General features: G+C 42.9%; 9 protein-coding genes and 2 pseudogenes. 3 read left to right on the top strand and 8 right to left on the bottom strand.

Annotation, left to right across the window (positions count from 1 at the left end):
- Positions 1–59: 59 nt before the first annotated feature.
- From JMV76_RS07125 to JMV76_RS07095, 7 genes and pseudogenes are all read right to left on the bottom strand, one after another.
- Positions 60–1,355 (bottom strand): HlyD family secretion protein, encoded by a 1,296-nt coding sequence (locus JMV76_RS07125; protein ID WP_201502148.1) that lies wholly within the window; start codon positions 1,353–1,355, stop codon positions 60–62.
- Between the two features lie 107 nt (positions 1,356–1,462).
- Positions 1,463–3,079, bottom strand: a complete 1,617-nt coding sequence (locus JMV76_RS07120; protein WP_201502147.1) for an MFS transporter — start codon at positions 3,077–3,079, stop codon at positions 1,463–1,465.
- Positions 3,080–3,602: 523 nt separating this feature from the next.
- Positions 3,603–4,232: a glutathione S-transferase family protein gene (locus tag JMV76_RS07115; protein WP_201502146.1), complete on the bottom strand. Its 630-nt coding sequence runs from the start codon at positions 4,230–4,232 to the stop codon at positions 3,603–3,605.
- 47 nt (positions 4,233–4,279) lie between these two features.
- On the bottom strand, positions 4,280–4,957 hold the full coding sequence (locus JMV76_RS07110; RefSeq protein WP_201502145.1) for a type 1 glutamine amidotransferase domain-containing protein: 678 nt from the start codon (positions 4,955–4,957) through the stop codon (positions 4,280–4,282).
- 219 nt (positions 4,958–5,176) lie between these two features.
- A pseudogene (locus JMV76_RS07105) lies at positions 5,177–6,225 on the bottom strand (NADP-dependent oxidoreductase).
- A 156-nt stretch (positions 6,226–6,381) separates the two neighbouring features.
- Entirely contained in the window at positions 6,382–7,602 is a 1,221-nt protein-coding gene (locus JMV76_RS07100; protein WP_201502144.1) for an iron-containing alcohol dehydrogenase, read from the bottom strand.
- A gap of 208 nt (positions 7,603–7,810) precedes the next feature.
- Positions 7,811–8,413: a TetR/AcrR family transcriptional regulator gene (locus tag JMV76_RS07095; RefSeq protein ID WP_055124963.1), complete on the bottom strand. Its 603-nt coding sequence runs from the start codon at positions 8,411–8,413 to the stop codon at positions 7,811–7,813.
- Between the two features lie 420 nt (positions 8,414–8,833).
- On the opposite strand from JMV76_RS07095, the gene JMV76_RS07090 reads away from it, so the two are divergent.
- On the top strand, positions 8,834–10,324 hold the full coding sequence (locus JMV76_RS07090; protein ID WP_201502143.1) for an aldehyde dehydrogenase family protein: 1,491 nt from the start codon (positions 8,834–8,836) through the stop codon (positions 10,322–10,324).
- A 94-nt stretch (positions 10,325–10,418) separates the two neighbouring features.
- Here JMV76_RS07090 and JMV76_RS07085 read toward each other — a convergent pair whose 3' ends face one another.
- Entirely contained in the window at positions 10,419–10,649 is a 231-nt protein-coding gene (locus tag JMV76_RS07085) for a hypothetical protein (RefSeq protein ID WP_045454282.1), read from the bottom strand.
- Between the two features lie 262 nt (positions 10,650–10,911).
- On the opposite strand from JMV76_RS07085, the pseudogene JMV76_RS07080 reads away from it, so the two are divergent.
- A pseudogene (locus JMV76_RS07080) lies at positions 10,912–12,006 on the top strand (RNA-guided endonuclease InsQ/TnpB family protein).
- Between the two features lie 70 nt (positions 12,007–12,076).
- On the top strand, positions 12,077–13,489 hold the full coding sequence (locus JMV76_RS07075) for a DASH family cryptochrome (protein WP_201502142.1): 1,413 nt from the start codon (positions 12,077–12,079) through the stop codon (positions 13,487–13,489).
- Positions 13,490–13,581: the final 92 nt, after the last annotated feature.

Here is a 13,581-nt window from a genome sequence, read left to right as displayed (position 1 = left end):
AACTGACTATAAACATACGCAGCATCAAAAATGATGAATAGTAGCAAGCAAATATCCTTTTACCTTTCGTTTCTTTGAGTATCGACATCGACCGACACCGACATACCGGGGCGCAATTGCGCAAGCTCAGGTTGTCCTTGCTCTAAATCTATTCGTACTGGAATGCGCTGAGCGATTTTAATATAGTTGCCAGTCGCAGGGTTTGCCGCGCCTGCGCTAAATTCACTGCCAGTCGCTGGCGAGATATTGCTGACATGACCTCGAAACGTAGCGCCGCCTAGCGCATCCACATGAATAGTTGCAGGCTCACCGACAGCCATATTTGCCACTTGGGTTTCTTTAAAGTTGGCGATAATCCACACGCCTTTCGGCACCACATACATGAGCTGTGTGCCCGCGCTGACATATTGCCCCGCTTTGACGCTGACTTGACTCAGTTGTCCTGATCCCGGTGCTCTGATAATAGTATTATCTAAATTAAGCTGTGCTTGCTTAGCAACTGCTTCTGCATTTTTAATATTGGCATCGAGTGATGAGCGGCTACCATTGGTTTTTTTGCTGGCTTCAAGGGCGACTTGTAAATTGGCTTCTGCTTGCTGAACGCCAGCTTGTGCTTGAGCGAGCTGAGCTTGGGCATGAGCAACTTCTGCTTTGGATACTGCGCCAATCGCATCAAGCCCTTGATAGCGCTTTACATCTTCGCGTGCACTATCAACGCTAACTTTGGCACTATATAAGTCCGCTTTACGTGCTTCGATTTGCGCCTGACTGGTGCCCGTATCTTGCGCATTGCTTGAGCGGTCGGTCATAGCGACTTCGATATTGGCTTGTGCTTGTTCGAGCTGCTGCAAAAAGGCACGGTCGTCTATCTTGACCAATAAATCACCTGCTTGTACATTTTCAAAATCTTGCACTGCCACTTCTGTGACATAGCCAGAAACTTGCGGGCTGATAATCGTTGTTTGACCTTTTACAAAGGCATTATTAGTCTGCTGAACCGTAGGCGTAAAGGGCGGTAGCTTCCACGCATAAAGAATCAAAAGGACGCCAATAATGATTAGTGCAATTAATAAGCCTAAGTTAAAGTAAGATTTCTTTTTAGGCGACCAACCCGTAGCGTCAGGAATAGGCTCTTTTGGCGGCATTGGCGTTTCATCAGCATCAGCAACGGACGTTATTATTGAGTCCTCTGTTTTCGGTATAGTCACAGTATCATCATTTTTCGATTGGCTTAGAGGCATCTCTATTGCTGCTGCATTGGATGATGTCTGATTGTTTTCAGCAGTATTTTGGGTGGCATCTTGAGCAGTGTCTTGATTATGGTCATCAAGATCATTTAATTTGTCTTCGCTCATGATGCGCTCCTAATGAGATTAGTAAACATAGTGGATAACTTTTTAAAATATAGTAATTAGCATAAGAAGAAAAGGTAACAGCAAAAAATCGATATGATTGTCACCTGTTATTTTTTGCCCATCATTTCTGCCAATGCGGCAAGTTCTTTACCAAGTGGATTGCGTTTATGATAAAGGTAATAAAAATAAACCATCAATAAATATAGCGCGGTGATGGTGGCGCTCACGGCCATCAAAAAGAATAAATCGTCATAAGCGGCGACCGTTGCTTGACGTTGCACACTCTGTAGCATTTGGGTCATCGTAGCAGGATCAGTGGTATTCATTGAACTGACCATATCGGCATAATGCATCTGAGTACGAATGGTGGTAAAAGCTTGAATACCTGCCGCGCCTGCTAAACCGCCGATCGTTTGTGAGATACCAAAAATCACCGAAAAGCTAATAATATAGGCAGGTCCGTTAGCAATGGCGCGAAACATACCTTCAAATACCATTGGTCCCATAAAGTAAACGGCAGCAAAAGCGATTATAAACTGACTGAAATAGAACATATAAGGGGCAGAGTTTAGCGACACGCCCGTATCTATCCATGCACCAATCGCAATCGAGGCAACCGCAAAAATCACGGGTCGGCGCAGATCCGTCGCTTTGGTGGTAAAAATGCTAATCACTAATGCCAGTATACTAGCCACCAAGATGATGGCATAAAAAACAATCAGCTGGTCATTACCATAACCAAGGTTTGCTAATAATCCTGCGGCGCCCACACTTTGCTCAGACAGCAAAATACGCATAACGGCACCAGTAATCATAAAGGCAATAATGGTGCGGCTACGCATCCAGCGCACTTGTAACATAGGGTTTTTGCGGTGCGTCTCAATCCATAAAGCAATCGAGATAGTCACGACGGCAATGATCAATGGATAGCTAAGCCAAGGCATTGTCCACCATTGAATTCTACCTTGTACTAAAAATACCGATAGGGCGGCAAGACCACTGGCAAAAAAGCCAAAACTCACCAAATCAAGTTTTTCAAAGACCTTTTCCGTGTTGCCCGGTGGTAGCTCAAGAATGTTAATAAGCCCAAAGCAAATCAGCGATAATCCCACTTGGAATAAAAATAAACCTTCAAGCTGACCATCAACGGCTAAATAAGGCGAGATAATCCGTGACAGTGGAATGCCAAACTGCACCAAGCCGAACCCTAATATCAGTCCGCTGATACGCCGAGCAGTTGGCATGCCTTGTAGACAATAAAAAATAGACAATACCGTCATCGCACTAGCCACCACACCACTAAAGCCACGGGCGAGCAGTTCTAAATAATAAGGCTCAATGCTAACCCCAATCGTCGTACTGAGTAGATTGCTACTGACCAACCACTGCATACTGGTGGCTGCCAATAAAAAGAACAAAGTGATTTTGCTAAATAACGACATGCCAAATTGCTGGCGAATTTTGTACAGCAGCACCGTGACACAAGCATTGGTCATATTGTAGGCGACTGATATCCAGCCACCTTCTACGGGCGTTAAACCCATTTCGCCTTGGATTTGAGTGAGATTCGCGACCAATAGACCGTTCTGAAAGCTGGCAGTTAAGCCGATAAAAATACCAATCAGTAAATAAAATACTTTACGGCGCACAGGGTGATCAGGGGTGGCAGGCGAGCCAAGCATGAATGGTCGTTCATGGGGCTTAAACTGGTATTCAGTACTCATGGGTGGATAATCTGCGTAGAGGGATAAAATGGTATATAGCCGTTGTTAAACAAGCATCACGCTCGTCGGATAGTCATGAAGATCAAGACGTTCAAAGTCATTTAATAAAAAGTCATTTAATAAAAAGCCATTTAACAGAAAGTCATTTAGTAGGCTGATAAAACCAAAAAAGTATTCTAAACCCTGTTTTGAATATTTTATCATAATTTTTGTTGAGCATTTATCACGCATAACTAACACATTGAAAATCAAGTTAAAAGATAGATGCAGCTGTCTGTCAATGATAGACGATAAGAAACACAGTGCTATAGTTAGAGCACTTTTAAACCGCTACGGTGTTACCCGCCCTAGATGTACTCAGTGTACTATCTGCGGTCGGTCGCCTTGTAGCGATTCTAAAATTCCTTGACTATATGTCATGTCACATAGCTACGACTCAGATCATTTTTGCCCATAAAAAACAGCTCTATAAAGAGCTGTTTTTTTATACATTAAATAGTCGATAAACAGTTAGACCATGGTACTAAATAGAGTGATCATAATTCGCCTCTAAACGCATGCTGCGCTGATAGCTATCAAGACTGGCGAGTTGTAAAGCATACTGCTTGATATGCGGATAATCATCTAACGCTTCGCGCTTAGCCAGCATGATTAAGTCAAAAGACAGCATAAAGTCAGCGCCGCTTAGCTTATGACCAACGATAAATGACTTATCTGCAACTTCCTCGTTTAGATAGCTCAACAGTCTGTGTTTTTCTTGACTGATATAACCATCTAAAAACTCGTTATCGATGATACCGGCTTTTTTGGTAAATAGCTCCAGTAATAACGGCAACATGAGCGAGCTTTCAGCAAAGTTAATCCATTGCAGATAATGTCCATAGTCTACGCTATCAGTCGTAGGACGTAAGCGCTCTGGCGCAAATCGCTCAATCAAGAACTCAGTGATTGCACCCGACTCGGCATAAAGTTGACCATCCATCTCGATAACCGGAGATTTACCGAGTGGATGTACCGCCTTTAAACTATCTGGTGCCAAATGAGTATTAGGATCGCGTTGATGACTAATGATCTCATAAGGCACGCCCAGCTCTTCTAAAAGCCATAAAATACGTAATGAGCGAGACTGGTTGAGATGATGTAAGCGAATCATGATAGTGGCCTTTTTGCATGGTCTATTGTATTAACGTTAAAAAGATATTAACCTTTCAGCTTAGTGATTAAGCGCTTGGCAGCTTCCTCTGATGACGCTGGGTTTTGTCCAGTAATCAGCAAGCCATCTTCGACCACAAATGATTCCCAATCAGCGGCTTTTTCATAGTTACCACCATTGGCTTTTAGTGCATCTTCTACTAAGAATGGCACGACATCTGTTAGACCAACAGCGTCTTCTTCTGAATTGGTAAAGCCAGTCACTGTTTTGCCTTTGACTAAATACTCACCGTCAATTTTGACATTTTTAAGAGCGGCTGGAGAATGACAAACAAAGGCGACAGGTTTGTCTTGTTTGACAAACGTCTCAATCAAATTGATCGAATTTTTATCAACTGCCAAGTCCCATAGTGGACCATGACCGCCTGGATAAAAGACTGAATCAAAATCTTCAGCGTTCATATCAGCGAGTTTTTCAGTATTGGCAAGATGCTTTTGAGCGTCGCTGTCTTCTTTAAAACGCTTGGTATCTTTCGTTTGCGTGTCTTCAGTGTCACTGCTCGGATCAAGCGGTGGCTGCCCGCCAGCAGGAGAAGCAAGTGTCACATTGACGCCCGCATCGATAAAAGCATAATAAGGCGCGGCAAATTCTTCTAGCCAAAAGCCCGTTTTTTTGCCAGTATCGCCCAACTCATCATGTGAGGTTAGTACCATTAAAATATTCATAGTCTTCCTTATTTATTATTGATGTTGTTCTTAAATCATGGGTTGTTAGCAGTCATGCTTAATTAATCATCTGTAATCAATATGAGTATTTGCAATGACTGCTAGCGGTATTCATAGAACAGTATTCATGGTTGAGAGGTCATTTTCAGTGGTTGTCTTAGCAAGTTATGTTGTTAAGTCGTTATTTGCGATTCAACCAACTGATAACCATTGGTTCTGTTATTCAACCTCAGAAACTTTAACCACTGTTTTACCGAAGTTATCGCCATTTAGCATGCGAACAAAGGCATTTGGTGCATCGTCTAAGCCTTCAGTGATATATTCTTTGGTTTTAACATCGCCTGACTCGACCCATTTACTCATGGTTTTTAAGAATTCTGGGAAGTGATCGCCATATTCTTCAAAAATAATAAAACCTTTGATGGTGAGACGACGGCTTAGAATGTTGCCCATTAATACGCCTAGACGATCTTTACCATCAGGCAGCTCGGTAGCGTTGTATTGCGAGACCAGACCACAGACTGGGATACGTGCATGCGCATTTAATAATGGCATAACGGCATCAAATACTTTGCCACCGACGTTTTCGTAATAGATATCGATGCCATCTGGACACGCCGCTTCTAATTGCTCGGCAAAGTCATCAGCTTTATGGTCAATACAGACATCAAAGCCTAGCTCATTGACAGCAAAGTCACATTTTTCTTTGCCACCAGCCACACCAACGGTACGTAAGCCATATTGGTTGCCAACTTGACCTACTGTTGCACCAACGGGACCCGTTGCAGCAGCGACGACCAAAGTTTCCCCTTTTTGCGGCTTACCGATGTCGGTCAAACCCATGTAACCGGTAAAGCCTGGCATACCTAGTACGCCTAAACCATAAGAGGGATTTGACATGTTTTTGTCAAGCTTTAAGACGCCTTCGCCATCACTGACGCTATAGTCTTGCCAGCCTGAGTTTGAGACCACCAAGTCACCCACAGCAAATTTGTCGATATTGGATTCACGACTTGGGCAACCGTGCCACCCATCATGACGTCACCCACTTCTAGCGGATCAGCATAGCTTTTCGCATCGCTCATACGTCCACGCATGTATGGATCTAAGGATAAGTAAACGGTACGCAGCAGCATTTCATTGTTATTTGGCGATGGGGTATCGCTGGTTACCATATCAAAGTTTTCAGCCTTTGGCTCACCTGTTGGACGGCTTGCCAAATTGATTTGACGGTTTGTTTTTTGATTTTGTTGTTTATCAAAGCTCATTATCAGATTCCTTTTCTATTTATTGATTTTAAGATTCTATTGATTTTAATATTTACTGGTTTTGATATTTAATAGTGAATGGAGTAGTTACTCAGTGCTGAGCAACTACTATAAATAGCATAACAATATGTGTTTCTTATTACGGTGGTGTTTTTATTAAGCAGCTTTACTACTAATAGCACGTTGTAGAATACGGCGTGACACTTCTAAATCATTGTTACTGTGCTCGCCTAACTGAACCATGTTGTGCGCTTCAAGCTGCTTGATAATCGGGTCAATAGCTGACGCATCAAGTTCTGCATCTTCTAAGCTGACGGGCAAGCCAAGGTCGCGGAAGAAGTTTTCTGTACGGACAATAGCGGCTTCAATGACAGCGTCTTCGTCTTGATGAGTATCATCGAGCGTAATATTCCAGACATTATGTGCATATTGAAGTAATTTCTCTTTTTTGCTGTCTTTCAACTCGCGCATTACTGAGGGTAATAAAATGGTTAGGGTGCGAGCATGATCGATGCTGTGTAACGAGGTTAGCTCATGACCGATCATATGTGTCGTCCAGTCTTGCGGTACGCCTGCACCGATTAGACCATTGAGTGCCATTGTCGCTGTCCACATGATATTCTTACGAGTTTCTAAGTTCTCTGGATCTTGTTTAACGATACGACCTTCATCAATGAGGATTTTCAGCAAGCTCTCAGCAAAGGCATCTTGCACTTTTGCATTGACTGGATACGTTAGATACTGTTCCATGACATGGACAAAGGCATCAGCCACACCATTCATCACTTGACGCTCAGGTAATGTCAGTGTTTTGATTGGATCTAATATTGAGAACTTAGGGAAGGCAAGTGCGTTGCCAAATGGGAGCTTAGCTTGACGTTCACTATAATTGATGACGCCGCCTGAGTTCATCTCAGAGCCAGTGGCTGGAATGGTCAAAACAGCACCCAAATCGATGGCAGAATCAATGTCTCTGCAATAGCTGGTTAGTGCATTCCATGCTTGTTCGCGTGAGACAGTCGTGCCATCTTCTTCAGTGAGGGACGATACCAATGCCACAAATTTACTACCATCAATGACTGAGCCACCACCGACCGCTAGCAAAAAGTCAATATTGTGTTCATTGACCATGTCTGCTGCTTTTAAAAGAGTCGTGAATTCTGGATTGGCTTCAATACCACCAAATTCGAATACGGTACGTTTACCGCTTGCAGCCAAGGCTTCTTTTACTTCGTCTAGCGTACCTGTGCGCTGTGCCGAACCGCCACCATAAGTGATAAGCACACGGGCATCAGTCGGGACCAATTCCGATAGTTGTTTGATTTGACCTTCACCAAAGACGATACGTACTGGATTGTAATATTGGAAGTTATTCATAGTATTCCTAAAATTATTAAATATTTGTGTTGGGCGTATGGGGTGCAAAAATCTCAGTGGCAAATTAGCCATTCGTTTTTGCAACTGTGGGCATTGTACATTAAATAGACCAGTCGTCTAGTAATTTTTACAAAACTCTCTTATAACTCAATTTTTTGCTTTAGATATAGGGAAGTATAAATAGCTAAAAAGCGTTTAACACACGAAATTAGCGTCCCAATTGAGAAGTAGTCATCTGCCATACTTCTGCAAGCGGTGTATTGGTTTGGCTAATCTTGGCGATTAAACTGGCACCAAGCCAAGCAAAATACCAGCGTTTTGCCATGCTCTCGGCCGCGATATTGTCAGGTTGTGGTACAGAGTCATCCGCCCAGCCTGCTTTGATTTGTTCGGCAAGCCAGCTGATGGTCTGCTGATAACCAGCATTCAGTGCGATGCGCATAGGTTCAGACAGATCTGCAACCTCAGCGCTGAGCTTAACCACCAAGCACTTTTCATGATCACAGCCATTTTGCTGGGTGTCATACCAGCTTTGAAAGTAATCATAAATCTTTTGCTGAGCATTAACTTTTTGACGACCAATGGTGTCTAAGCGTATCTTATAATCAGTGAAATAATGACTGATGATAGCTTCACCGAACGCTTCCTTTGAGGCAAAATAATGGTAAAAAGAGCCTTTAGGAATACCGGCTGTGTCTAGTATTTGTTTGATACCGACGGCAGTAAAACCTTTTTTAGAAATCAGTTGATAGCCTGTTTCTAACAGATGCGTTTTGGTATCTGGTGGGATTGTGGTTGAGGCCGCAGACATAATGGTAATGTCCTCCTATATTTTTTATGAATGTATTTCAGAGATAAGGTATGGCGAATAATGCTACTTAGCGCGCTATTAACAATTATTCATGATACTTTCTATGGGTCGATGCAGATTTTTATCGTTGTTTATAATTGTTGCTTATAATGAGTGCTTATTGTAAGGGCTGATTATGGTCACGTTACGTTTTTTCAACAATACTTGCTGACAAAATACGCTTATTTGTATGAGGTCTATGGTAGCATTAGACCAGTCGTCTAGCAAGTTTCGTTTTGATGTGCTTAATCAAATGCAGCGAGCGCAGGCTATTTAATATAAATAACTGTGTTAAGGGTTATTTTTTATCTGCCTCAATTTGCTAGCCATACTGTTTTATTGACAACCAACATAACATCCATAAAATAAATGAGAAAAATTATGTCAACTGATACCGATAATACAAAAGCCAATGCCTATAATGATTTCCATCTTCAGTACATTGCAGGGGAATGGCAAAGCGGTCAAGATGATAGCGTCAATACCAATACCAACCCCTACAATGGCGATACACTTGTAAAGATTCAGCAGGCGACAGAAGCACAGCTTAATGAAGCGTATCAAGCAGCAAGTGCGGCACAAAAAGAGTGGGCACAGCAGACGCCAGCGACACGAGCAGGTGTACTATATAAAGTGGTTGAGATTTTAGATCAGCGCCAAGATGAAATCGTCGATTGGCTCATTAAAGAGTCGGGCAGTACCCGTGTTAAAGCCATGGTTGAGTTTGCTGCTACCCGCGCCATTACCCTTGAGGCTGCGACATTCCCCAGTCGTGTACATGGCGAGATTCGTCCATCTAACACCCCTGGCAAAGAAAACTTTGTTTACCGTGAGCCCATCGGTGTCGTTGCTGTCATTAGTCCGTGGAATTTTCCATTACATTTGACCCAACGTTCTATTGCACCAGCCTTAGCACTTGGTAACGCTGTGGTAATCAAGCCTGCGAGTGATACTCCAGTGACTGGTGGTTTGCTGCTAGCAAAAGTATTTGAAGAAGCAGGTTTACCAAAAGGCTTGCTCAATGTGGTTGTTGGCTCAGGCAAAGAGATAGGAGATGCGATCGTTGAGCACAAAACCCCAAGCTTTGTATCATTTACTGGCTCTACTTCAGTCGGTAAGCGCATTGGCGAGTTGGCTAATGGCGGCGACTACATTAAACAAGTAGCGCTTGAGTTGGGTGGTAACAGTCCATTTGTGGTACTAAAAGACGCTGATATTGAGCAAGCGGTCAAAGCAGCCGCCTTTGGGAAGTTCTTACATCAAGGTCAAATCTGTATTGCTATCAATCGTATTATCGTTGAAGACGAGATTTATGATGACTTTGTTGAGCGTTTCTTGGCACACGTTAAAACGTTAAATGTCGGCGATCCGAGCAAACAAGACACGGCGGTTGGTCCGATTATTAACAAAAAACAAGTCGAATCGTTGAAAGAGAAAATCGCCAACGCGCAGCAAGAAGGTGCAAAAATGATATTAAGTGGTGAGATTAAAGGGCAAATCGTACCGCCGCACATCTTTACTGAAGTGACGCGCGAGATGGATTTGTCACGTAATGAGGTGTTTGGACCATTGGTCGGTATCATCCGTGCCAAAGATGAAGATGATGCATTATCGATCGCCAATGACTCAATGTTTGGTTTGTCGAGTGCGGTATTTACAAAAGATATGGCAAAAGGCATGCGCTTTGCTCGCGGTATCAGAGCGGGCATGACCCATATTAATGATATTTCAGTCAATGATGAAAGTAACTTACCATTCGGTGGCGAGAAAAACTCAGGTATTGGTCGTTTTAACGGTGAGTGGGTGCTAGAAGAGTTCACTAGAACTCACTGGATATCTATGCAGCATGAGCCACGTGAGTATCCGTTTTAAGCGATGTATATTTTCAATGCTCTAAATTAAAGTTTCAATAATAAAAAAGCCTGCAAATAAGCGGGCTTTTTTTATGGGAACGTTGAAAGTGTGATTATTTAAGGTGAAAGCCTAGCAAGTCTTGTATCTCCTCGACGGTCATATGTCTAACGAGCGCCTGATCTTCTACCGACAGGCGATTGGTGTGTTCTTTTATCATAGTATGGATACTACGAGCGACCTCAGAGGTGCTAGCATAATACATTTGCGGCTCCTCTTTGGTGAGTTTCATCAAAAACTTATCGATGATTTTGCGCTTTTCATGGGAAGCGTGTTCTTGAGTCATGACATTCTCCTAGTTATAAACCATCTAAGCAGTCAGCTCAGTGATAGTCAATGCTTATGGCTAGTATAACGCAGATAACAACGAGGATAGCGACTTAAGTTGAACGGGTAACACGCTCTATACTGTGTGTCACATTCTAAAATATTATCATCTAGCGCCGTAAAACCACGTCCTTCTAGGGCGTGGATATCAGGCGTCAACCGTTGTCACCTAAGATTGAACATACCTTGATAACCAAATACATTGAGATCATAATTACCCCATGAAAACGCTCAAACTACGCATCAAAGACAAACATGCCACTCAGCTAAATATCTTAGCGGGGTCGGTTAACTTTGTCTGGAATTACGTCAATGAGCTAAGTTTTAAACACCTCAAGCGTACTGGTCAATTCTTTTCGGCTTATGATTTGGCTACTTACACCAAAGGTGCGGGTGAATATCTAAACCTACACAGCCAAACCTTACAAGCAGTGACCGAAACCCATGCCAAGGCTCGTAAACAGTTTAAAAAACCAAACTCAACTGGCGCACCAATAATCCTAAAGCCAAACGTAGTTCTCTTGGTTGGATTCCGTTTAAAAAGACCGCTATTAAGCATATCAGCACCCGCCAAAGTGGTAAAAAGTGTCTAAAAAGCACCCTGCAATTCAGCTTAGCTAAAGGTAAAAAACTCACTATTGACCTATGGGACAGCTATAACTTAGCGCTCTACACCATCAATACTTGCGAATTGGTACAGGACAATCGCGGTCACTGGTACGTCTGTGTGACGGTTAAAGAATTTCAAAAACAGCGTGTGGCACTGGTCAGGTCGGTATTGATTTAGGCTGCAAAGATTCAGCAGTCAATAGTGATGGCGACAAACTACAAACCAAAATCACTCATCAATACGCTGAAAAACTGGCCATTGCTCAAAGAGCTAAGAATAAAAAGCGGGTCAAGGCCATTCATGCCAAGATTAAAAATACTCGTCAAGACCTCATTCATAAATTCACATCAAAGCTTGTCAAAGCCAACAGCCTAATTGTTGTTGGTAAAATAAAATCAACATCATTCACTAAGGGCAAACTTGCCAAATCCGTCTATGACGCAGGTTGGTTTGAAATTAAGCGGCAACTGGATTATAAATGCGCGAACGCAGGTTGCCACTATATCGAAGTGAATGAAGCGTACACCACCCAAACCTGCTCGTGTTGCGGCTCTCGTCAAGACAGTCCGAAAGGTAGATCAGCGCTTGGTATAAGAGTATAGTTTTGTCGTTCTTGTAAAACGACCCATAACAGAGACGTTAATGGAGCAAAAAACATTCTTGCGGTCGGGCTTGGCCGTCTTTAGTAGGAATCCCCTTCCTTTGAGGGCGGGGAGGAAGTCAAAGTTTAGACTCAGCTTCAAGTGAGCACGTTTAACTACTTGGGAATCGAGAGTATGTCAAATCACCAATCAGACAACGCATCAAATAAGTCAGTCAACAAAGCGGTATTGGTCTTATTTCATAACGATTTGCGCATAAAGGACAATGAAACGTTAGTCAAAGCGGCGACATTGGCTAAAAGTAATCAAGGCAACCTGATGCTCATCTATGCTGATTTTTTGGCTGATTGCATTGAACCGAAAGAGAGCCGTCAAGCTTACCACTTTAATGAGAGGGGCGCTGCTCGTCAGCAGTTCTTGTCTGAGAGCTTGGCTGATTTGGATCGATCGCTTCAGCGCCTTGGTAATCGATTGCTGTATCTGTCGCCAAGCTATTTATCAAAGAGTCAGTTGTCACCAGATAAGGTGGAGTCTGCCTTAAACACCTTTACTCAGTTATGCCAGCTCATTGAGCAGCAACAAGTCACCGATATCTGTGTCAGCCACACGGCAGATTATAATCAAAATAAAGGCTATGCTGCCTTGCAGAGCAAATATCCGCAGATAATATGGCACAGGCAATCAACCCATACGCTATTCGCTGATTTAACGACACAAGACCTGCCCAAAAGCTTTACCCAGTTTCGTAAAAAGGTTGAAGCAAGCCATGATTTATTGAATGCTGACGATGAGGTGGCTGTTTCTCCTACACCAAAGTCGCTGCCGCCAATGCCTGATGCGTTGATAGCTCATAGTAAATATCTTTTTAAAACAAAACCATCTGATGAGCAAGCACAGCAAGCGCTTAGCTTTAAAGGTGGTGAAACAAATGCAATGCTTCATTTAACTCACTATTTTGATTCTGCTGCGCCGCGCACTTATAAAACCACACGTAATGCACTGGATGACTGGACGCATTCCACTAAATTCTCGCCTTGGCTGGCAAATGGTTGCTTGTCTGTGAAAATACTGTTGAATCGCTTACGTCATTATGAGCGTGAGATTATCGCCAATGAGTCAACGTATTGGATATGGTTTGAGCTGCTGTGGCGCGAGTATTTTTATTGGTATGCGATTGAGCATGGTAGCAATCTATTTTTGTTTAAGGGCATTGGTCATCAATTACCAGACACTCGTTTTGACGATCGGCGTTTGCAGCAATGGCAGAATGGCAGCACGCCATATCCTATCGTCAATGCCTGCATGAATCAGCTAAAGCAAACAGGGTATATGTCCAATCGAGGCAGACAAATCGTTGCTAGCTGCTTTATTCATGAGCTGGGTTTAGACTGGCGTTACGGTGCAACCTATTTTGAGCAGCATCTTATCGATTATGATGTCGCGAGTAATTGGGGGAATTGGCAATATCTAGCGGGCGTAGGCGCTGATCCAAGAGGATGTCGGCAATTTAATCTTCGCAAGCAAACCCAGCAATACGATCCCAATGGTGAGTTCATTGATAAATGGCAAGGCGGTCATGTAAGTTAAAGCGGTTTATGGATTTTAGAGCACAAATACTAAATAGCACGTGCTAAACCGCTTAATAGTCTTATTAGCGGTTGTTTTTTATGCTAATAGCA

It is taken from the genome of Psychrobacter cibarius (genome assembly GCF_904845955.1).
Taxonomy (GTDB): domain Bacteria; phylum Pseudomonadota; class Gammaproteobacteria; order Pseudomonadales; family Moraxellaceae; genus Psychrobacter; species Psychrobacter cibarius_B.
The sequence above is the reverse complement of the archived record's forward strand: the minus strand, read 5'-3'. Positions and strand labels throughout refer to the sequence as shown.

Coding starts and splice junctions, on each gene's coding strand:
- JMV76_RS07125 (WP_201502148.1), bottom strand. CDS start 1,355: ATGAGCGAAGACAAATTAAATGATCTTGATGACCATAATCAAGACACT.
- JMV76_RS07120 (WP_201502147.1), bottom strand. CDS start 3,079: ATGAGTACTGAATACCAGTTTAAGCCCCATGAACGACCATTCATGCTT.
- JMV76_RS07115 (WP_201502146.1), bottom strand. CDS start 4,232: ATGATTCGCTTACATCATCTCAACCAGTCTCGCTCATTACGTATTTTA.
- JMV76_RS07110 (WP_201502145.1), bottom strand. CDS start 4,957: ATGAATATTTTAATGGTACTAACCTCACATGATGAGTTGGGCGATACT.
- JMV76_RS07100 (WP_201502144.1), bottom strand. CDS start 7,602: ATGAATAACTTCCAATATTACAATCCAGTACGTATCGTCTTTGGTGAA.
- JMV76_RS07095 (WP_055124963.1), bottom strand. CDS start 8,413: ATGTCTGCGGCCTCAACCACAATCCCACCAGATACCAAAACGCATCTG.
- JMV76_RS07090 (WP_201502143.1), top strand. CDS start 8,834: ATGTCAACTGATACCGATAATACAAAAGCCAATGCCTATAATGATTTC.
- JMV76_RS07085 (WP_045454282.1), bottom strand. CDS start 10,649: ATGACTCAAGAACACGCTTCCCATGAAAAGCGCAAAATCATCGATAAG.
- JMV76_RS07075 (WP_201502142.1), top strand. CDS start 12,077: ATGTCAAATCACCAATCAGACAACGCATCAAATAAGTCAGTCAACAAA.